The organism is Puniceicoccus vermicola (assembly GCF_014230055.1).
Classification (GTDB): Bacteria; Verrucomicrobiota; Verrucomicrobiia; order Opitutales; family Puniceicoccaceae; genus Puniceicoccus; species Puniceicoccus vermicola.
The window spans coordinates 18,863-38,304 of record NZ_JACHVA010000005.1; the positions used below are offsets into that span (position 1 = coordinate 18,863).

The following is a 19,442-nucleotide window of genomic DNA, read 5'->3' on the forward strand; positions in this document are numbered from 1 at the left end:
ACGACTGTTTATGGGAAAACCAACCGGATTTTTGGAGTTCGAGCGCAAGACGATCGCAGATCGCGATCCGATCCAGCGCTTGAAGGACTGGAACGAGACGCACGAAGGATTTGACGAGGGCAAGCTGAGAGAGCAGGGCTCGCGCTGCATGGATTGTGGCACCCCCTACTGTCACACCGGAATGACTCTGGCCAACATGGCCAGTGGTTGCCCCGTGAATAATCTCATCCCCGAGTTCAATGACCTCGTTTACAAGGGCCGCTGGAAGGATGCCTATGAGCGGCTGATGAAGACGAACAACTTCCCGGAGTTTACCGGGCGCGTCTGCCCCGCTCCCTGCGAAGGCTCCTGTGTTCTTGGGGTGATTGAGCCTCCGGTGACCATCAAGAATATCGAGCAGTCGATCATCGACAAAGCTTGGGCCGAAGGTTGGGTGCAGCCCAACCCTCCTGCGACTCGCACGGACAAGAAGATTGCAGTGGTTGGATCCGGCCCGGCCGGACTCGCCGCTGCCGATCAGCTCAATCAGGCAGGGCACCGTGTGACTGTGTTCGAAAGGGCCGACCGAATTGGAGGGCTTTTGATGTACGGGATTCCGAACATGAAGCTGCAAAAGGAAGTCGTGAATCGACGAGTGCAGTTGATGGAAGACGAGGGCGTTACCTTCCGCCCCGGAGTTGAGATCGGAAAGGATCTGCCCGCCCGTCAGCTACTCGACGAATTCGATGCCGTCGTTCTTTGCTGCGGTGCCACCAAGCCGCGCGATCTGCCTATTCCCGGGCGGGAACTGGGCAATATCCATTTTGCCATGGATTTCCTCGGACCGAACACCAAGGAGATGTGGGACGTCCGCGAAGGCAAAGGATCGCAGTTTAGCGAATTGGCCAAGGGTAAGAACGTCATCATCATCGGCGGTGGCGACACCGGAACCGATTGTGTGGGCACGTCCTTGCGTCATGGATGCGAAAGCGTTTCCCAGCTCGAGATCATGCCGAAACCTCCGATGGAGAGGGCTGCGAACAACCCTTGGCCGGAATGGCCCAAAGTCTTCAAGGTCGACTATGGCCAAGAGGAGGCTGCTGCCGTTCAGGGCGAGGACCCACGCCAGTATTTGGTGACCGCCAGCAAGTTTGAGGGAGACGAGGACGGAAACGTCAAAGCCATCCATGTTCACGATGTCGAATGGGTCAGCGAAAACGGTCGGTTTATGCCGAAAAAAGTAGAAGGGTCCGAAAGGGTTCTTCCGGCTGAGTTGGTTCTTTTGGCCATGGGCTTCCTAGGCCCCGAAGCGACGATCGTGGAAGAACTCGGCCTCGAGCAGGATGCCCGATCGAATGTCAAAGCCGAGTACGGAGAATTCCGGACCAGCATCGACAAGGTCTTTGCGGCTGGCGATATGCGCCGTGGCCAGTCTCTCATCGTCTGGGCCATCAACGAAGGTCGTGCCGCCGCCCGTGAGTGCGATCGTTTCCTTATGGGATCGACCAAGCTTCCCTGAGGCGACCTCGATCCTCTTATGACAGCAAGGTAGCTTGTTTGTCATGAGGGCGGGGGAGTTGCCGGAAGTTCCGGGGACTTCATCTGTCAGGCCAGCCATTTCGTGAGAAAAACGCGGAGAGGTTGAGGGGAGCGCGGTGCTTTAGCCCGCGATGTCAGTGCGTTCTTTTCTTTGCGCAGCGGAGGCTGAAGTGCCGCGCTCTCGAAAACCCGAGGGAAATGGGAGCGTTCCGTTGCGAAAACTTCGAGGACTTGTAGTCACGTCCGGGGGAGAGTTCCTGCCGCGATGGGTTGGCGATTGTGGGTGGGTTTCTTCAGCACCCAACTTTGACGAGCGGAAGTTTTCTGGGTTTTCGGAAAGGCTTTCCGTTTGGCCAGACCCTCGGAATTGGCTCGTGAGCGCGCCCGATTTTTCTTTAAGATGAAATCGTGAAAAAGATCTGTCTTTTTACCGCCATCACTGTCTTTAGCTATGCTGGGTGGGCGCTCGGCCAGAAGGTTGGAATGATGACGGCCTTTGGATTGAGTTTTGTCGGAAGCGTCCTCGGGGTTTTTGTCGGTTGGTGGATCAATGAAAATTATTTCGAATGATCCCAGGAGACGGTTCCAGATTCTGATCAGGAAGCGTCGGGGCGGAGGCTGACGTCGCCGGCGCGGAATGATTGCAGAGCGCCCGAAGGGGTGCGGAGAAGGAGGGAGCCGGCCCGATCAATTCCGGAAAGTGTGCCAGTGCTTTTCGTGCCGTCAGAATTGAAGACGTACACAGCTTTGCCGAGGAAGCAGGCGAGCTTCTCCCAATCGTCGGCCAAGCGATCTTCATCAATCCCGGTGATGCAGTCACTCGTAGCCCCAAGCACTTCCTCAACCACTGCGGAAATGATCGCATCGAGAGAAAATGTGTGCTCAGCCTCGATGGCCAAGCTCGTCGCGGTGGCCCGGAGGTCGGGAGGGAAATCTTCCGTCTCCATATTGATGTTCATGCCCACGCCGATGACCAAGGCGGTAATGCGTTCGGTCTCCAGTGTCGATTCGGAGAGAATCCCCGCGAGCTTACGTCCATTGATGTAAAGATCGTTAGGCCATTTGAGTTGGATCGGCAGGTCGGTCATTTCGCCGATGCGTTTGCAGATCCGGAGTCCGGTCCAAATAGTGAGGAGCCCGATGCGCCGCGGATGGATGTCGGGGCGAAACCCGAGGCTGCCATATAGGTTTCCGGGGAAGTCGCCGCTCCAAGAGTTTCCTCGCCGCCCTTTGCCCCCGGGCTGGCGCCGGGTAATGCAGGCCAGAGGCGCTTCGGATCCTGTCGCGAGGAGTCGCATGACCTCGTTGTTGGTGCTCGCCGAAGTCTCTGTAAGGATGAGTTCTTGGAGGGACGAGTCTGGAGGTAAATGGGAAAGGATCCCGGCTTCGGTTGCTTGCTCGGGAGTCTGGCTGAGTTGGTAACCCTTTTTGCGGATCGCTTCGATGACGAAGCCCAGCTTCTTCAAATTCTCGAGTCGCTTCCATACCGCGACCCGCGACATACCCAGCTGTTGGGCAAGATCTTGCCCGGAGCAGAAGCTTTCCGGGGAACTGCGAAGAGCCCGGAGGATCTGAACATCCGGGGAATCAATTCGCATCGTCATGACTTAGGATGCGAGGTCCAAGCCGAGGTCTACCCATCGGCTCTGGTGGACGGTGGCGCCAGTTGAAATGAAGTCTGCTCCAAGAGGGGCGAGCTGCGGGAGGCTTTCGGCGGTTACGTTCCCACTGATCTCGGTCAGACAGCGTCCTCCTACGATGGATACTGCCTTTTGGATATCGGTCGTTGAAAAGTTGTCGAAGAGGATCATGTCCGGTTCGGCGGAGAGAACGGTAGGGAGTTGCACCAAGGAGTCGATTTCGACTTCGATCGGAAGGTCGGGGCGGAGGTCGCGGGCCTTGGAAACGGCCTCGGCGAAGGCCGACTCGAAGGAACTCGCATTTGCGGCGAGATGGTTGTCCTTGAGCATGATGCGGTCATAGAGCCCAAGTCGGTGGTTCCATCCTCCGCCTGCGGAAACGGCATACTTGGTCAAGGCCCGATACCCGGGATGAGTCTTGCGGGTGTCGAGGAGGCGGGTTTTAGTAGCCTCCAAGAGTTTGGTCAAGCGGTGGGTTTCTGTGGCGATCCCTGAGAGCATTTGGACGAAATTGAGGAGCGTCCGTTCTGCGGTGAAGAGGGACGGTGCGCTTCCTGTTATCTCGGCCAGTGCGGTTTTTGCGGATACCGATTCACCATCCCGGACCAGAAATTCAATCTTCAGCTTAGAGTCGAATCGATCGAGGATGGCCGGTGCCATCCGGAGTCCGGCCACGGTCATAGGCTGCCGCGCTACAAGGGTCGCGGTTACCTTTTGGTCAGGGGACAGAAATAGTTCCGAGGTAGGATCTCCGGGCTTTTCGCAGGCATACCGAAATCCGGCGCCCGCTAAATCTTCCTTCGCTGCGCGGTCGATTAACTCCGCGACGTGCGCAGAGTCGAGATCCTCCCACTGCACCTGCCGGTAGAAATGTTCCCGAAAGCGATTCCGCCGCTCCAGGGCGGCATCGCTGAGAGAGGGGATCTTCTCGGAGGGCATGAATCCCGTGGTTCAGTTAGGACTCGATTCCGCGAATGCTCTTTTCCCAGGCCCAAGCACTGGAGATCATCTCTTCGAGGCCGAGCTCAGATTTCCATCCGAGAACTTCGTTGGCCCGGCGGGTATCGGCGTAGACGGCCTCGACATCGCCAGCTCGACGGGGCGAGATCGTTTTCGGAAGTTCCTTTCCGGATACCTTTTCGAAGGTATCGACGATCTCCTTGACCGAACTTCCCTTCCCCGTGCCCAAATTGAAAAATTCGTACTGTTCGGGAGCCGTTTTCTTTAGGATTCGCTCGGTGGCAATCACGTGCGCCTTGGCCAAGTCGACCACATGGATGTAGTCGCGTACGCAAGTGCCATCCGGTGTGTTGTAGTCGTCGCCAAAGATTTGGATCTTCTCACGAAGGCCAGCCCCGGTTTGGGTGATAAAGGGAACCAGGTTGTTGGGCACGCCCCGCGGAAGCTCGCCGATCTTTGCGGAAGGGTGAGCTCCGATCGGATTGAAATAGCGGAGTGCGATGGTTCGGTAGTCTGCTCCCGATGCAATGGCATCCTGCAGAATTTCTTCACATATCTGCTTGGTGTTGCCGTAGGGGGAAAGTGCCTTCTTGACGGGTTCCTCTTCGGTCACTGGAAGCGTGTCGGGTTGCCCATAAACGGTGCAGGAAGAAGAAAAAACAATTCCTTTGGCCTGAGTCGTCGGGAGCACCTCAAGCAGGTTGACCAGCGAGAGGATATTGTTCCGGTAGTAGTGGAGCGGGCGTGACACGGATTCCCCTACCGCTTTGGCGGCAGCGAAATGAATGATCGCGGCGATGTCCGGATGGGCTTGGAAGAAGAGTTCCAGCTTGGCCTCGTCGCAGATGTCAAACACGGCAAGATCAGGTCGGGTGCCGGTAATGGATTCAATGCCGTCGAGAACGGTTTCTTCCGAGTTGGAGAGATCGTCGATGATGACGACTTCGTAGCCGCGTTCGATCAATTCGACTGCTGTGTGCGATCCGATGTATCCGGCACCGCCGGTGACGAGGATTTTTTCTTTCATGGGCAACTTAGATTTCGTTGGCGAGAAGTTGGTCCAGTGTTTGTCTGCGGCGAATCAAGTTCAAGTCTCCATTCTCTGACCGTAGGACTTCCGAAGTCTCTGGAAAGCTGTTGTAGTTCTTGGTGCTCATGGCGCTGCAATAGGCACCCGCTCCGCCAATGACACACCAATCGCCAATTTGCGTCTTAGGGAGATTCCTGAAGGCCAGTTTTTCCCCATCGTCGGGTGCCGGAGTCACCAAGTCGCCCGATTCACAACAATGCCCCACGATCACATAGTCTTCCATGTCTTCGACGGTTCTGCCCCGGGGAATGATGGAAATGGGATGTTGCGCGGCATAGAGCGAAGGACGTAGGAGCTCCGTCATACCGCTGTCGAGCTTGAGGAACTGATGCCCCCCGGTTCCGGTATCGACCACGTCCTGAACGCGGCTGACCAGATAGCCAGCATTGGCCACGACGAACGTTCCGGGCTCAATCTCCAAACGGATCTTGCGACCGGTTTCTTCCGCAAACTCCGTAAGTGCCGCGGCAACGGGTTCGCCGATCTTGAGAAGGTCAGTGCTCACCTCGTCCGCCATCCGAGCCACCTTGTAGCCTCCACCAAGGTTGAGGCTCTCGACCGTTTCGAACTCACGGACCAGAGCCAGGCTCAGGTTGGCGGTCCGTTGCCAGACCGCCGGATCGCTTCCGGATCCGATATGAGTGTGGATCCGTTCGATCTTCAGTGAAAATTCAGCGGCAATTGCCCGGACTTCCTCCTTTTTTTCGTGCCAGATGCCGAAGCTTGAAGATGGACCTCCGACGTTGGTCTTCGCGGTCCCCCCCGAGCCGAGGCCGGGATTGAAGCGGATGCCAATGGAAGTGTTGGGAAACTTCTCTCCGTAGCGTCGCAATTGGGAGAGGGAGCAGGCATTCATCTTTACCCCCTTCTTGATCCATTGATCAAAGTCCGAGGGCAGTTCCTGTGTGCTCAAGGAAATGGCGGTAGGATCCACTCCTGCCCGGAGAGCCCGGTCAATTTCAAATCCAGAACTAGCGTCGATCCCAATCCCTTCGCCCGTGACCAAAGCCAAAATTGCCCGAGTCGGGCAGGCCTTCATCGCATACCGGGGAAATAGTCCAAAGGGAGCGGGGAATTTCTTCATGATGTCTGTCTGACGGCGAATCGTCGCCTCGTCATAGACATAGCAAGGAGTGCCCGAAAGGGCCTCCAACTCGCTCAGGAGCTGCGCATTAAAGAATTCTGGAATCTCCATACCACTATCGAGCCTGAGAGGCGCAGGGAAGGCAAGTCCACTTCAACTCTCCGCCAGAGGTTTCCTTCAATCTACTGAGCAGATGAAAATGCACTGATATCTTGGAAGGTGGTTTTTCGCAACTTCCGGATTTAACGGTTGCAGGTGGAATCTTCGCTGAGTCTGGGTTTACAAGATGAATGGGGTTTTGTGGTTTTAATTTGTTGATTATAAGTGCCTTGCAAATATTTCACGGAATATAATTAACCAGGTTTAAAATGGTTGACCCTATCGAGAAATGGGCTCGGGGAGCTATACTGATTCGGGCCAGTGGTGTTTGGGATAGCGGCCTCGGAGGTCTTTTCGGATCTGGGGATAGCTAGTCGACCAGAAAGCTTCTAGGTCTTGGGTCACTTGGACGGGGCGTTGGTTGGGGGCGAGGAGTTCTACGGTGAGGCGGCAGCGGTTGTTGGCGATGTGGGGGTGTTTCTTGAGAGCCATGGCTTCCTGGATGCGAAGGGAGATCCTTGGGCTCTCGGGGGTTCCGTAATCAATGTTGAGGGGCTTCCTGCGCTCGGGAATCGGGTAGTGCTCGGGGAGTATCTGGTTCATCATCGCCCGGTGCTCGGGGCTGAGCCATTCGCGCAGGGTGGGTAGGATCTCCGCGTTGCGGAATTCTTTCGCAGTTTGAGTTTCGTGCGCGATCATTTCGAGGACCGTACGTTTAGCTTCTTCGTCGAATTCGGGGATTTCGAATTCGGGAAAGTGAAGCCGGAGACAGTCCATGCGTTGGATCCAACGATCGACGGCAGGGGTCCATTTGCGTAGGGGGATGTTCCCATTGATGGCTTCCTCGGCAAAATAGCTGGCGCGGTCAGAATCGTTGGCGTCGCCGAGGGTATTTCGCTCAAGTTCTATGGCATCGAGCTGAAGGATTTCCTGTCGAAGGAGACGTCCCGTAGGGTCTTCGAAAACGCCAGTATTGCGGCTCAGCGAATCGCCGAGGCTTTCCTGGATCCAACTGGGCTCCAAGTTCGTTGGAGAGCAGAGAATGGCGGTGCGAGTTCCTTGAACCAGCATCTCCTTTTTGTCGAGAGCGAGGATCCATTCGTCTCCAGTGACGCGGGTGCGGCGATCGAGACGGGCGGTGCTGCCGTCGCGGCAGAGGTAGGTGGTGGTTCCACGGTCGAGCCTGCGGGCCACTCGGTCAGGGAATCCGGCGAGGCAGCATTGTCGCAGGCGAATCATTTCCTCGACCGAATCGGCAGATCCCGGGGGGAGTCCGCGACTCAGCCGTTTGGCTTGCTGGAGTACTTGCCGGGCCGCTCCCAGCCGCGCCCCTTCGCCTGGCGAAGGAGATTGTCCGTGTTCAATTGCGTCGAGAAGCCGGAGATCCGCTTCAAAGTCGGCTTGGTCGCGTCTTTCCGCATATCGGGATTCGGCGGGGGTGTCTGGGATGATGAGCCTCTCTTCCTCAATGAGGGCTGCGAGTCGGGCTGCTGCTGGGCCGACGCCCCGTTTTGTTCCCTCAATGATAAGGGCGGCCAGTCGCGGATGAAGGGGAAGTTGCCCGAGGGTGGAGCCGTGCTGGGTGAGCGTTCGTTCGGTGACGGCCCCGAGTTGGCGAAGGAGGGTCCAACCCTGCTCAAGATTCTCTGGGGGAGGAGGGTCGATCCAAGGGAAATCCTCTGGGGCTATCTGCTTGCCAGCCAAATTTTGCAGGAGCCAATCGGAGAGGTCGAGCCGTTGGCATTCAGGAAGATCCTGAAGAGAGAGGCTGCGTTCCTCCCGTTCGCTCCAGAGGCGAACGCAGATCCCGGGATCAATTCGCCCGGCTCGCCCGGAGCGTTGGCGGGCCGAGAAGAGAGAAACCCGGACGGTGCGGAGGGCGTTGATCCCTCGTGACGGGTCGTAATCCATCCTCCGGGCGAGGCCACTGTCGACAACCGCCCGTATGCCTTCGACGGTGAGACTGCTCTCGGCCAGGTTGGTGGCGATAACGACCCGCGGGCGGCCGCTGGAGCGGATCGCTCGGTCCTGTTCCTCGGGGCTTTGCTCGCCGGAGAGGGCGAGGATGTCCCAGCCTTTCATCTGAGGGTGTTCGCGGAGGTTGCGAACGGCCTGGCGGATTTCCCGGTATCCTGGGAGGAAAACGAGGTAGTCGGGTGAGGATCCGCTCTGCGCTAAACCGAGAACGGCTTGGACGGCGCGATCGGTCGCGGTACGGGCATCAAATTGAGTTGGTCGGCTGGTGTGCCGGATCTCGACGTCGTGGAGCGGAGACTCAACTTCGACGGTCCGGGAGTCGGGCCAGAGTTTGCGGATCGGTTCTGGATCGAGGGTGGCGGAGAGGATGCCAATCCGCAGATGGGGATGGTGGTTCCGTTGAGCGAGAAGGTAGCCAAATATCCAATCCGTCTCCAGCTGACGCTCATGAAATTCATCGAGGAGAATCGCGTGATATTGATCGAGCGAGGAGGGTTCGGACAGAATTTGCCGGAGAAATACCCCCCGCGAGACGAATTCAATGCGGGTCTCCCGAGAGATTTTCTTGTCGAAACGGACTCGGTATCCAACCAGGCCTCCGGGAGTGCCACCTGTCTCTGATGCGACTCTCTGGGCGAGGGATCGAGCGGCGATGCGGCGAGGCTCGATGCAGATGACTTTCCGGTCACCCTCGGCCAGAAATCGAGGAACTCGAGTGGATTTTCCGGTGCCGGGAGGTGCGAGAAGAATGGACAACCCTGGTTCTCGAAATGAATCCAGGATTTCTTCGCGGTGTTGATCGATCGGCAGTTCCATCTGGAACCGAATCCCGTCGGATCGAGCGGAAAAGGTCAATCTTGCTTAACGGGCGCGACTTGAGTGGTAAATAATTCGATCAGCTCCGGGTCGAACTGGCTTCCGGCGCAGGTCTGGAGTTCCTGAATGGCCTCTTTCTCCGATTTGGCCTCGCGATAATGCCGACCTGAAGTGATGCATTCGTAAACGTCGGCGATGGAGACGATCCGCGAGAAGAGGGAGATTTGGGTGCCCTTTTTTCCGTTGGGATAACCGCCTCCGTCCCAACGCTCGTGGTGGCAAAGGGCGACGTCGGCGCAGGTGCGGTAGAGTTCGCTGTCGATTCCCTGCAGCATCTGATGACCCAGGATCGTGTGGCTTTGAATCTCGGAGAACTCCGTTTCGGTCAAATTCCCCTCTTTCTTGAGAATGAGGGGATTGATTCCGATTTTTCCGATATCATGAACCGAAGCGGCGTACCAAAGATTCTCTTGTTCCTTGGGTTTGAGTCCGAGGGCCTTCGCGATTCTTAGGGAGATGACCGCCGAAGCGCGGAGGTGCCTGCCTAGATAAGCGTCTTGAAAGCAAACGGAAAACCGGATCCTCGCGAGAGTTTTGCGTTCCAAATCGCGGAGCGGATCAGGGGACGCTGCGGCGAAAGCAGCTTCCTCAGGATCTTCGATTTCCTCCGCGAAGCCAATCATCACGGTGAAGTCGGAGCGCTCTCCCGGCTCTCTCCTTTCTTCGAGCGTTTTTGCTCGTATAGACGCGAGTCTGCGTCGCTGAGGGCTTCGTCCAAGGAGGTTTTCTCGTCGGAGCTGACCTTGCGATATCCGTAGCTGGATTTGATGGCAAAGGGCAGTTTACCTTCCGCGTTGAAGCGCTCCAGGGCGTTTTCAAAGGAGGTAATGACATCATCGGGCTTCCGACCGTCGAGATTTCCAATAAAGGCGACGAATTCGTCTCCTCCGACCCGCGCTACGGAGTCATCCCGGTGGAAGGTCGTCTTGAGGATATCGGAAAAGGCACGCAACGCATCATCACCATGGTCATGGCCAAAGGTGTCGTTGACTTGCTTGAACTCGTCGAGGTCGAAGTAAAAAAACAGGGCGCTTCCGTCTGGAGAGGACATGGCTTCCTGGTATTGGCGCTCTACGACGGCAAAAAATCCCCGGCGATTGTAGAGCCCGGAAAGCTCATCGATGACGGATAGCCGGCGCAGGGTCGACCACATGCGGTGTCGCTCCCGGGCATATCGGAGGGCGCGGAGCAGGATGCGGTCGTTATATTCGCCTTTGACGAGGTAGTCTTGGGCTCCGAGTTGGACGGCTCGCACACCGATTTCCTCGCTTTCGTTCCCCGTCAATACGATAACCGGGTGGTATTCTGCGAGCTCGACGCAGTGATTGAGGGTCTCCTCGGTAGTACTGTCGGGGAGGTTTAGGTCGAGGAGGATTACGTCGAATCCGTGCTGCTCAAGTTCACTCTTGGCGGAAGCCATTGTGGTTACGTGAGTTGTACGGGCTTCCAGACCGCGACCTTTGCTAAGGATCAGTCTCACCAATTTGGCCGCAAGAGGGTCGTCTTCGACTAAGAGAATGTGAAGGAGGTTCTCCACGATAAGTGCTACTGTAGGTGGAGTTTACAGGATGACAACGCGTAAATTCCCGGGTGTTTTTGGTTCGGTTCCTTGACATCGTGAGCTGGGAGGACTTCTTCACAGGGTAGATCATGTACAACGACGAAAAATTCCCTCCATTTTCTCTGCAGCGCTTGATGACTACTTGTTTTGGCGAAGGCCAAGGCGAGAAGCTCTGCATTTTGATTGATTTGCCGGATCCTAAAGAGATTGAGGATTTTCGATTTCTCTCGGACGAGTCCCTTTCCATCCAAAATTATGGCTATGAAGTCTTTTATAAGGGCTTTAAGAATGGAGACCTTGAGGCGCTAAACTATACCGGCGGTGATATTTTTGCATACAAGGAGACGGGCGGGAGTAACCTCGATATGGAGGATGATTGCTACGATCCGGACGGGAAGCATTTGAGCCTCGAGAAGGATATTTATCCGAATTACCAAATTATTCTGACTGTATCGACTTTCTCGGCCACAGCCCCATTGACGGCGCAGGCCAAGGCGTTTGGTTTCCGTGGTGCGACTTTACACGGGTTGAACCAAATCATCGTCGAGTCGGGACTCGCGGTAGATTATAATCGAATCAGTGATGATGCCGAAAAGCTGCGTCTTGGTCTGACCAAAGCCGACCGCTTCGAAATTGATTTTGAGGTGGAAAATCAGGTGACCACCCTGACTTTGAATACCGATCAGCAGGAAGCGCAGAAAAGTCACGGTCTTTGCCCCCGTGGCAAGCCGGACGTCGCCAATCTTCCGGCTGGGGAGGTCTATTTCGTTCCGACATCCGCCAGCGGCCAGTTTCCCTTTAAGTATGAGGAGGAAACCTTGGGTCTTTTGACTGTCGAAGACGGCAAGATCATTAAGTCCCGCCTGATTTACGGAGACTATTCCCTTGTTGAGGAGCATAATGCCAAGTTGGCCGACGATCCCATGACGGGAGCTCTTGGAGAACTGGGTTTCGGCACACAAAAGCTTCCTTTCTCCGGTCGTGACATCCAGGACGAGAAGATTCTTGGCACTTGTCACATCGCCACCGGTCGCGACGACCACCTCGGCGGTCATTTAACGCCAGACCTGTTCAAGCACCGCGAGAATGCCTCTCACGACGACGTGCTTTATGCGCCGCACAAGACTCCTGAGATCAAGGTGAAGCAGGTGCGCATGTATCGTGATGGGGAGGAGACGGTCATCCTTGAGAACTATCGTCCCGCTGCCTACTTGCTGAACCTGCTCAAGGGTGAAGCGGTCCTGAGCTGAGACCCGGAGCCTTCGATGAGTTCTTCAAAAGCGGTCGACTATGAGTCGGACCGTCTGACTTCCGAGTACCTTCACTTCCATTACGGAAAGGCCGAGGAGGTATTTCCATGGGGTTCCGGTCTGCGTGCGGTGACCTCCTATGCCGAGCGATTGATTGCCGAGCGTTTTCCCTGCGTGCCGGTGGATCGCGGATTGGAGGTCGGTTGTGCGGTGGGTCGTTCCTCCTTTGAGATGGCTCGGCACTGTGAAGAAGTCGTGGGGATCGACTACTCGGAAAAGTTCATTACCACGGCAAAGTCTCTGCAAGCCGGAGATTCGATCCAGTATTCGGTGCGGATGCAGGGAGTCCGCACTCAGGATTTTACCGCCCGTGCTCCGGAGGATGTCGATCTTTCAAGGGTCCGATTTGAGGTCGGGGATGCGCACGCGCTCCCCGAGGAATTGGACGCCTTTGATTGGGTGCTGGGAGCCAATCTTCTTTGCCGCCTTCATCATCCGCGGCAATTTCTGCAACAACTACCGAGACTCGTGACGCCCGGCGGTTACTTGGTTCTCAATTCACCCTTTACTTGGATGGAGGAACATACCGAACCCGCAGAGTGGATCGGAGGGCAGGTGGATGGTCCTGATTCAGCGGAGGAGCTGAAGGCGATTCTGGATCCGCATTTCGAGCTCGTTGATGAGTGCTCGATGCCGTTTCTTATCCGGGAGACCGAACGAAAGTATCAACTCACTGTAGCCCATTCGGGCAAGTGGCGTCGACGGTAGTAAAGCCCCTTCAAGGCTTGGCCTGATCAATACATTTGTGGGCTGTGATGATCGACGAACTCGCATTCGCCGACAGCGAATGATTTCTGACTCGTCGTCAATCTGGCAATACAGGTCGTTTTCAACTCTTTGTCTTCCCCCGAGAGAAGATGGAGAAGCGAGCTGATCCCGGGATTGTGGCCAACGAGGGCAATGCGCTGGGCCTGGTCATCGAATTGTTGTAAGACTGCGAGCAGGGTCTCTGGAGTCGCCTCGTAGATTGCATCCTGTAGGAGGTAGCGCTCCCACGGCAGATTCCATTCTTCCCGAAAAAACTGCGAGGTTTGGTAGGCGCGGATGGCGGGGCTGGAGATGAGAAGATCTGGGGCATCCCAGCGGGGACCGAATCGCTTGGCCATTTTGGGGGCGTCGCGGAGACCTCTGTCGTCCAATGGACGATCAAAGTCATTGAGATGAGGGTGTTCCCACCCGGATTTTGCGTGGCGAATCAGTATAAGCTCTCTCACAGTTCGATGATTCAATCAGGGTTTTGAATGGAGTTCAAAAGGATACCTGATCAAGAGGTGCGTTCGAATCTCCCTTCTTCAACTCTGAACACTTCCCAGTCTCCCGGATGTCGGTCAGGATCAAACTCGGTGCCCGTCGAAAATACCTGGCAGTCCGAAGGCAGGGTTTCCCAAAAGGCTTTGCGCCGCCGGGCGTCCAACTCGCCGAGAATGTCGTCGGCCAAAAGAACGGGAGTTTCTGAGAGGTGGGAAGCCAGATCGCGAAAAAGGGCCAGTTTCAGGGCAATTGCCAGATTGCGTTGTTGCCCATCCGAGGCGTAGTCGCGAGCGGTCCCGGTCTCCGTGGAAAAAATCCAATCATCTCGATGTGGACCTGTTTGTGTTGAGCCGAGGAGTCGATCTCGCTCAAGACCCTCGTTCCAGATGTTTCGTAGCTCCTTTGCGGAACCTTTCTGGAAAGAGCTCCTCAGGCGGAGTCCAGGGTCATCCTTCCCTCCGGATATTTTCTGGAATATGGAGGTGAACAGGGGCGATAGGGATTCGGTTCCCCGTTGGCGGTGGTGGCTGAGTGAGGCTGCCGCTTCGGAGAGAGGATAATCGTGGGCACGAATCTGTTGGTCGGAGGCACCTTTCTTCAGGAGTCGATTGCGCGAAGCGAGTCCGCGGGTGAACTCCCTCAATGCCTCGTAGTAGCTCTTTTGAGAGGAAGCGAAATGGAGGTCCATCATTCGCCTGCGAATGCTGGGGGAGCCACGGATGATCTGAACATCGTCCGTGGCGAGGACAATAGCAGGGAAGCGCGAGAGAAAGTCGCCAAGAGTCGGGCATCTCTCTCCATTGAGTTCCACTTCGCGTCCTCCGGCTCTTTTCAGTTGGAGGAGGACGGTTTCCTGATCAGGGGCGCCGGACTCCAGTTCGAAATAGATACGAGCCATCGATTGCTCGCGACGGATTAAATGGCGGAGGTCGGAGGTGCGGAAGGAGCGCACGGCGTGGAGAAGCCCGAGTGCTTCCAAGAGGTTCGATTTTCCCTGTCCGTTTAAACCGACAAAAAAGATCCGATCTCCCTCGAATCGCAATCGGGCGCTTTCGATATTGCGAAAGTTCTCCAGATTGCAGGAAAGAATCTTCATTCGCCCGGTACGCGCAGCTCTTGGCCGACACGGAGGTCGTTGGGGCTCCGGAGGAGGTTGCGGTTGGCTTGGAAAATTTCTTCCCAGCGGGCGCTGCTACCAAAGACTTTGCGGGCGATCGAGGAAAGGGTGTCCCCGGGCTGGACCACATAGACGGCGGGCTGTTCTGCTGCGCCGCCTGAACGATTGGATGAGGATGAGCCGGGGTTTGCGGTGGCGGAAAGGGTTCCCAAGCGCCGCCGGAGTTCCTGATTCTCACGTTCCAATCGGCTGATCCGGTTTTTGAGGCGATCGCTTTCTTCGCGCTGTCGCTCTACGACCTCCAGCAAATCCGTTTGCTCGACTCCGCTTTGGAACGGTCGACCGGGTAGGGTGCGGGCAAATTCCTTTTTCGCCGTATCGATGAGGCTCTCGACTTCGGGTGCTTGCTTCGCGTCGGGGCGAAGCTCCAGGAACTTCATGAAATGATAGATCGCCAGAATCGGCTGGTTCATATCATTCAGGTAAATCAAGCCCGCTTCAAGGTGTGACTCCGGGGAGTCGGTGCGGTTGTCGATGACCCGCAGAAAGGCGAGGAGCGCTTGCTCATCTTCGCCTTGGCGGAGGAACTTCTTCCCGCGGACGTATTCGGGTTCGTCAGTCTCTTCAAAGACTGCTCGGCCGCCAGGGCTGCAGGAAATCAACAAAAAAGCTGCGAGCGCACTGAAAAACAGTGCGCTCAGCAGCTTTGAAAAAGTTGAAGGCGCGAAACGGGATTCTTGCCGACCAGTCAACCCATTGCGCAAGATATGCGGAATCAAGGGGCCCACTGGGATCCCGTTTCTGAAAATTAACGCTTCGAGAACTGGAACTTCTTGCGGGCGCCGGGCTGACCGGTCTTCTTCCGCTCCTTCTCGCGAGGGTCGCGACGAAGGTGACCTTCCTTCTTAAGAGGGGCGCGGAGTTCTGCGTCATACTTCTGCAGAGCCCGAGCGATTCCGAGAGAAACAGCTCCAGCCTGACCGGTGATTCCACCACCATTGACTCGTGCGATCACGTCGAAGGAGTCTTGCTTTTCAGCGGTGATGAGTGGAGCCGCTACGGCACGTTGTGCCTGCTCGGTTGGGAAAAATTCAGCGCAGGTCTTGCCGTTGACGGTGATTTCACCGCTGCCGGGCTTGATGCGGACGCGTGCGGAAGCGCGCTTGCGACGGCCTGTGGCCGAGAAAATAGTCGTTGTCTCACTCATAGGTCGGAGAAATTATCTTAGAAAGGAAAAGAAGTCGGCTCTTGGGCACCGTGGGGATGTTCTTCACCCGCGTAGACCTTAAGCTTCTTGATCATCTCACGAGCCAGCTTGTTCTTGGGGAGCATTCCCTTCACAGCATTCTCGATGATGAACTCGGGGCGCTTGGCGCGGAAGTCGGCCACGTTGCGGTAGTGCTCGTTCCCCATGTAGCCGGTGTAGAACATGTATTGTTTCTGTTCTTCCTTCTTACCGGTGAGCTTCACCTTGTCCGCATTGATGACGACGACGTAATCTCCCGTATCAATGTGCGGGGTGTAGGAAGGCTTGTGGCGGCCGCGAAGAACGTTGGCGATACGGACAGCGAGGCGACCGAGAGTTTCTTCGGAGGCGTCGACCAGGTACCAGCTACGTTCGATTTCGGCAGGTTTGGCTAAAGTGGTTTTCATTGTGGAAAAACGGAGGAAGAAAACGGCCGCAGGCCGGAATGTCAATGGATTTTCGCAAAAGTCGTGCTTTTGCCAGATTTCGTGACCGGGTCGCGGGGCGACTCGATCAGTGTTTGAGGAAAAGAAAGGCCGCGCCTTCCGGCGCGGCCTTCCCGTAAAAAAGTCTAGATCGACTTAGAATCCCAATCCCCAGGAGACGAAGAAGAGAGGATCGTCAGTAGCGAGATCCGATTCGTCAGCCTGTGAGTAGGAGAAGGTGAAGTCACCCAGGTCGGTGCTCTTCGTGAGGTCGATTTGACCGTGGAAGTAGTCACTGTCGCTAGCCGCGTCGAAGAAGTAGTAACCCAAGGTCAGGGAAACAGACACGGTTTCGGTGATGTCGTATCCGCCAGAAACGTAGAAGTAGAGGTCGTTTTCGGCGAAGGCACCGTCGTCGATTTCACTGTAGAAAGTGTAAGCAACACCAGCACCGAACATGTCGTAGGAGAGGCCTAGGTAGAGTTCAGCGAAGTTCGCGTCTTCCCCGTCCTTTTCAGGGTAGAGGTAGCCGACAACACCGACATCGTAACCGACTTCTTCGTATTCACCAGCGTATCCGCCGTATACGTCGAGTTCAGTTCCGCCAGCGAAGTTCACGTTGGAAGTCCAGGTTCCGACATAAACGCCGCTTTCGTGAGCGTAGTCCAGTCCACCTTGGACGGCTGCGCCATCACCGGTCTGAGTTACACCACGGAAAAGATAGTTACTGGTTACTCCGATGTTGCCTTCGATTGGGAAGGATTCTTCTTCTTCCTGAGCGATCGCGGTCGAGAACGATGCGGTCGCGAAGACAACTGCGGCGGGCAGGATCTTGCTGAGTTTGTTCATATCAGTTGGTTTGTATTAGTTGTTTTGTTTCGAAATCCGGAACGGTTGCCCGGTTCGAGTCGGGATTAGTGCACTTTTGATGCCAAATGTCGAGTGAGAATGTAACAATGGTGTTATTGCCCACAAATTTTCACATTAACGCCTTCCGAAAAGAGCCGTTGCGGTCTTTTTCCATTCGTGTTTTTCCGCGTGCAGCCTGCCGTTGGCGCCGAGTTGGCGGCGAAGCTCGGGGTCGCGAATCAGTCGCTGAAAACAGGAGGAAATTTCTTCAATGCCACCTTCTTCGGCTAGAAGTCCCGTTTTCCCATCGAGGACTGCTTCCGGGATGCCTCCGGATCGAGTGGCTACGACGGGGAGCCCCATCGCGGAAGCGTCCAAATAGACGAGTCCAAAGCCTTCGACGCTCATCCGGGTCTGGCGGCTGGTCAGGGCAAAGATGTCGGCGGAGCGGTATTCCTCTTCCAGGGCTTTTTCATCGAGGGGGCCGGGAAGCTCGATGGGAAAGGGGCAGGTGGCTGCGTGTTGGAGGATTGATTCCCGGTAGCGCGAGCGGACGCTGGGGCCCACGATGCGGTACCGGATGAGTTTTTGGTCAGCCATGGGAAGCCGGCTCAGGGCTTGCAGGGTGTCGAGCTGTCCCTTGCGCGGGTGGATGCGGCCGACGGTGAGAATTGTAATTGCAGGGGATGAGGCCGATTTCTCCTGAGTGGCTGTCGCGGGTGCACTGAATTTCCACGAGGGTGCGCCGGGAGCGACAATGATGGGGGCGGTCACGCCGGGAAGCCGTTTATTGAGAAGTTGTCGGTTATAATCGGAGAGAACGTGGATGGCCCGGCATTGATTGAGGAGGCGGCGAAGAAGCCAGCGGCGGTGGGGCAGGCAGGTGAAGCGAAGGATTTCCGTTCCGTGGAGAATGAGGCTCGGAGGGCGGGAAAAGGAGATTCCGAAAAAAGGTGCATAGAGGGCGGCCCGGACTGCACCCGGTTCTGCGAGTACCCATTCCTCATCGGCTTGTGGGGGCCTCTTTTTGAGGAATCTCAGGAGTGCGATCCGGTCGCCCCAGTCCTGCTTGCCGCGGGTTTCGGTTCTTTCGATGGTAAAGGGGGCGGATTCGTCTTCTTCGGTTGGGTGACCCGGGGCGATGGCCGTCACGGTCCAGCCGAGCCGGGACGTGGCTTCGGCCAGTTCAGAAACTACCGTCGCCGCTCCGCCGATCTTTGGGCGAAATTCCTGAGTGACGAAGGTGATTCGTTGCGGTGCTGATGGATGGTCGGACAAGATGAGTACTTCCGGGGATCGTAAGCTTATAGGACGATCTCTCATTCGCTGAAGGCAAGGCGAAAGGAGGCGCATGGTTCACCCGGCGCAAATTGGTTTTCAGGTGTTGGCTTTTTGAATGGCCAAAGAGGCCGGAGCGAGGAAGCTGTTTGGTATGAGTCGGAGTTTAGGAATAGATCGTTGGATTTTGGGTTTAGTCGCAATTCTGGGGTTTTGCGGAGTCGTCGGGGGTGCGATTGGTGCTCATCCGCCCGAAGGCTTTTTGGCAGAGGCTAAGGAGCAGGCGGCGTGGACTTCGGCTTCCCTCTTTCTGCTGTTTCACGTTTTGGCGATTCTTGCATTGGCGGACTTGCGGTCGAGGAGTCTCGCTCCGTTTCGGCTGAGTGTGATCTTTTTTCTCGTCGGAATTTTTTTGTTTTCCGGGAGTATTTTTGCGCTATCGGCCGGGGCTCCCGGACTTCTCGGTCCGGTGACCCCGCTGGGAGGTCTCGCTCTGATGATCGGATGGTTGTCGCTGGCTTTTCGCCTGCTGGGAAAGACGTCGGCCTACTAAAGGCTTTGTTTGGGGACGAGGAAATGCGCTTCTTGGGCCAGCCACTGCTCCAGGGATGAGGTGATACCTTTGAAGATGGCCACTTCTGTGGGTTGTTCTTCAAGCGGGCTTTTGAGGATGGTCTCCAGATCCTTGCGGACGCTGTCGCTCAATTGAGAGGCCCAGTCTTCGCGGACGGGCAGGCCTTCAGTTTTGGCAAAGAGGTAGAGGGTTTTGAGGTAGGCCGCTCGAGGGGAGGGGCCGGTCTCGAGGGAATCAAAGAAACGCTCCGAAATCTGGAAGAGAACTTCGTAGTCGGCCAGATGCTGCGAATTCTTGCGGAGGATCTCTGCGAAGCGGGAGGCGATTTGAAGGATTTCGTAGGATCGCGCCAGTCCGCTGCGTCTTCGGGTGGGGTAATAGTCGGAGAGGAATATTAATTCGCCCTGCTTGGCGCGGGATATGCGCGCCTGACCGGTGTCGAAAAGATCGGGGCGATTTCCTCTCTTTGTTTTCCGAACGAGAGGATGATAGAGACCTTGGCTATGAGAGAGAAAAGCCAGGGACCAGAATTTCTCCCCTTTCTCTGCATAGTTTAAGACCAATCCGTGATCTTCTTCCGGGAGCAT

Annotated in this window: 20 protein-coding genes; 5 read left to right on the forward strand and 15 right to left on the reverse strand. The window is 56.2% G+C overall.

Annotated elements, in window-relative coordinates:
* Positions 1-10 precede the first annotated feature (10 nt).
* Together H5P30_RS00235 and H5P30_RS00240 are read left to right on the forward strand one after the other, a co-directional pair.
* Positions 11-1,498: a glutamate synthase subunit beta gene (locus tag H5P30_RS00235; protein WP_185690960.1), complete on the forward strand. Its 1,488-nt coding sequence runs from the start codon at positions 11-13 to the stop codon at positions 1,496-1,498.
* 428 nt (positions 1,499-1,926) lie between these two features.
* On the forward strand, positions 1,927-2,088 hold the full coding sequence (locus tag H5P30_RS00240) for a hypothetical protein (RefSeq protein ID WP_185690961.1): 162 nt from the start codon (positions 1,927-1,929) through the stop codon (positions 2,086-2,088).
* Between the two features lie 26 nt (positions 2,089-2,114).
* Here H5P30_RS00240 and H5P30_RS00245 read toward each other — a convergent pair whose 3' ends face one another.
* From H5P30_RS00245 to H5P30_RS22355, 7 genes are all read right to left on the reverse strand, one after another.
* Positions 2,115-3,122 (reverse strand): biotin--[acetyl-CoA-carboxylase] ligase, encoded by a 1,008-nt coding sequence (locus H5P30_RS00245; protein WP_185690962.1) that lies wholly within the window; start codon positions 3,120-3,122, stop codon positions 2,115-2,117.
* A gap of 3 nt (positions 3,123-3,125) precedes the next feature.
* Entirely contained in the window at positions 3,126-4,097 is a 972-nt protein-coding gene (gene nadC / locus H5P30_RS00250; protein WP_185690963.1) for a carboxylating nicotinate-nucleotide diphosphorylase, read from the reverse strand.
* A 16-nt stretch (positions 4,098-4,113) separates the two neighbouring features.
* Complete coding sequence (gene galE / locus H5P30_RS00255) at positions 4,114-5,145, reverse strand: UDP-glucose 4-epimerase GalE (RefSeq protein WP_185690964.1); 1,032 nt, start codon at positions 5,143-5,145, stop codon at positions 4,114-4,116.
* 7 nt (positions 5,146-5,152) lie between these two features.
* Positions 5,153-6,403 (reverse strand): diaminopimelate decarboxylase, encoded by a 1,251-nt coding sequence (locus H5P30_RS00260; RefSeq protein ID WP_185690965.1) that lies wholly within the window; start codon positions 6,401-6,403, stop codon positions 5,153-5,155.
* Between the two features lie 291 nt (positions 6,404-6,694).
* Entirely contained in the window at positions 6,695-9,184 is a 2,490-nt protein-coding gene (gene hrpB / locus H5P30_RS00265) for an ATP-dependent helicase HrpB (protein ID WP_185690966.1), read from the reverse strand.
* Positions 9,185-9,219: 35 nt separating this feature from the next.
* Positions 9,220-9,867: an HD-GYP domain-containing protein gene (locus tag H5P30_RS00270; RefSeq protein ID WP_246459115.1), complete on the reverse strand. Its 648-nt coding sequence runs from the start codon at positions 9,865-9,867 to the stop codon at positions 9,220-9,222.
* Positions 9,867-10,781, reverse strand: a complete 915-nt coding sequence (locus H5P30_RS22355) for a diguanylate cyclase domain-containing protein (RefSeq protein WP_185690968.1) — start codon at positions 10,779-10,781, stop codon at positions 9,867-9,869. Before H5P30_RS22355 ends, H5P30_RS00270 begins: the two co-directional genes overlap by 1 nt.
* Before the next feature lie 113 nt (positions 10,782-10,894).
* On the opposite strand from H5P30_RS22355, the gene H5P30_RS00280 reads away from it, so the two are divergent.
* Both H5P30_RS00280 and H5P30_RS00285 read left to right on the forward strand, forming a co-directional pair.
* The gene (locus tag H5P30_RS00280; protein WP_185690969.1) at positions 10,895-12,055 is read left to right on the forward strand and encodes a M29 family metallopeptidase; all 1,161 of its coding nucleotides are present in this window, start codon (positions 10,895-10,897) and stop codon (positions 12,053-12,055) included.
* Between the two features lie 15 nt (positions 12,056-12,070).
* Positions 12,071-12,823: a putative 4-mercaptohistidine N1-methyltransferase gene (locus H5P30_RS00285; RefSeq protein ID WP_185690970.1), complete on the forward strand. Its 753-nt coding sequence runs from the start codon at positions 12,071-12,073 to the stop codon at positions 12,821-12,823.
* 26 nt (positions 12,824-12,849) lie between these two features.
* Here the strand turns inward: H5P30_RS00285 and H5P30_RS00290 are convergent, their stop codons facing one another.
* From H5P30_RS00290 to H5P30_RS00320, 7 genes are all read right to left on the reverse strand, one after another.
* Complete coding sequence (locus H5P30_RS00290; RefSeq protein WP_185690971.1) at positions 12,850-13,329, reverse strand: histidine phosphatase family protein; 480 nt, start codon at positions 13,327-13,329, stop codon at positions 12,850-12,852.
* 50 nt (positions 13,330-13,379) lie between these two features.
* Positions 13,380-14,462: a DNA replication/repair protein RecF gene (recF, locus tag H5P30_RS00295; protein WP_185690972.1), complete on the reverse strand. Its 1,083-nt coding sequence runs from the start codon at positions 14,460-14,462 to the stop codon at positions 13,380-13,382.
* Complete coding sequence (locus H5P30_RS00300) at positions 14,459-15,145, reverse strand: Cell division protein CpoB (protein ID WP_185690973.1); 687 nt, start codon at positions 15,143-15,145, stop codon at positions 14,459-14,461. Before H5P30_RS00300 ends, recF begins: the two co-directional genes overlap by 4 nt.
* A gap of 146 nt (positions 15,146-15,291) precedes the next feature.
* The gene (gene rpsI, locus H5P30_RS00305) at positions 15,292-15,690 is read right to left on the reverse strand and encodes a 30S ribosomal protein S9 (protein WP_185690974.1); all 399 of its coding nucleotides are present in this window, start codon (positions 15,688-15,690) and stop codon (positions 15,292-15,294) included.
* Positions 15,691-15,707: 17 nt separating this feature from the next.
* Positions 15,708-16,136 carry a 50S ribosomal protein L13 gene (gene rplM / locus H5P30_RS00310; protein WP_185690975.1) on the reverse strand — a complete coding sequence of 143 codons (429 nt, stop codon included), beginning with the start codon at positions 16,134-16,136 and terminating at the stop codon, positions 15,708-15,710.
* A gap of 174 nt (positions 16,137-16,310) precedes the next feature.
* Positions 16,311-17,003: a TorF family putative porin gene (locus H5P30_RS00315; protein ID WP_185690976.1), complete on the reverse strand. Its 693-nt coding sequence runs from the start codon at positions 17,001-17,003 to the stop codon at positions 16,311-16,313.
* Positions 17,004-17,138: 135 nt separating this feature from the next.
* Complete coding sequence (locus tag H5P30_RS00320; RefSeq protein ID WP_185690977.1) at positions 17,139-18,281, reverse strand: glycosyltransferase family 4 protein; 1,143 nt, start codon at positions 18,279-18,281, stop codon at positions 17,139-17,141.
* A gap of 154 nt (positions 18,282-18,435) precedes the next feature.
* Between H5P30_RS00320 and H5P30_RS00325 the strand changes: the two genes are divergently transcribed.
* Positions 18,436-18,834, forward strand: coding sequence for a DUF423 domain-containing protein (locus H5P30_RS00325; RefSeq protein ID WP_185690978.1), 399 nt, complete (start codon positions 18,436-18,438; stop codon positions 18,832-18,834).
* On the opposite strand, the gene H5P30_RS00330 is transcribed toward H5P30_RS00325, so the two are convergent.
* Positions 18,831-19,442, reverse strand: coding sequence for a hypothetical protein (locus H5P30_RS00330; RefSeq protein ID WP_185690979.1), 612 nt, complete (start codon positions 19,440-19,442; stop codon positions 18,831-18,833). The genes H5P30_RS00325 and H5P30_RS00330 overlap by 4 nt on opposite strands.

Bases quoted from the DNA above. Each gene is read 5' to 3' on its own strand.
- rpsI (WP_185690974.1), bottom strand. From the start codon at position 15,690: ATGAGTGAGACAACGACTATTTTCTCGGCCACAGGCCGTCGCAAGCGC.
- H5P30_RS00235 (WP_185690960.1), top strand. From the start codon at position 11: ATGGGAAAACCAACCGGATTTTTGGAGTTCGAGCGCAAGACGATCGCA.
- H5P30_RS00280 (WP_185690969.1), top strand. From the start codon at position 10,895: ATGTACAACGACGAAAAATTCCCTCCATTTTCTCTGCAGCGCTTGATG.
- H5P30_RS00330 (WP_185690979.1), bottom strand. From the start codon at position 19,442: ATGCTCCCGGAAGAAGATCACGGATTGGTCTTAAACTATGCAGAGAAA.
- H5P30_RS00325 (WP_185690978.1), top strand. From the start codon at position 18,436: ATGAGTCGGAGTTTAGGAATAGATCGTTGGATTTTGGGTTTAGTCGCA.
- H5P30_RS00245 (WP_185690962.1), bottom strand. From the start codon at position 3,122: ATGACGATGCGAATTGATTCCCCGGATGTTCAGATCCTCCGGGCTCTT.
- hrpB (WP_185690966.1), bottom strand. From the start codon at position 9,184: ATGGAACTGCCGATCGATCAACACCGCGAAGAAATCCTGGATTCATTT.
- H5P30_RS00260 (WP_185690965.1), bottom strand. From the start codon at position 6,403: ATGGAGATTCCAGAATTCTTTAATGCGCAGCTCCTGAGCGAGTTGGAG.
- nadC (WP_185690963.1), bottom strand. From the start codon at position 4,097: ATGCCCTCCGAGAAGATCCCCTCTCTCAGCGATGCCGCCCTGGAGCGG.
- H5P30_RS00285 (WP_185690970.1), top strand. From the start codon at position 12,071: ATGAGTTCTTCAAAAGCGGTCGACTATGAGTCGGACCGTCTGACTTCC.
- rplM (WP_185690975.1), bottom strand. From the start codon at position 16,136: ATGAAAACCACTTTAGCCAAACCTGCCGAAATCGAACGTAGCTGGTAC.
- H5P30_RS00315 (WP_185690976.1), bottom strand. From the start codon at position 17,003: ATGAACAAACTCAGCAAGATCCTGCCCGCCGCAGTTGTCTTCGCGACC.
- recF (WP_185690972.1), bottom strand. From the start codon at position 14,462: ATGAAGATTCTTTCCTGCAATCTGGAGAACTTTCGCAATATCGAAAGC.
- H5P30_RS00270 (WP_246459115.1), bottom strand. From the start codon at position 9,867: ATGATTGGCTTCGCGGAGGAAATCGAAGATCCTGAGGAAGCTGCTTTC.
- galE (WP_185690964.1), bottom strand. From the start codon at position 5,145: ATGAAAGAAAAAATCCTCGTCACCGGCGGTGCCGGATACATCGGATCG.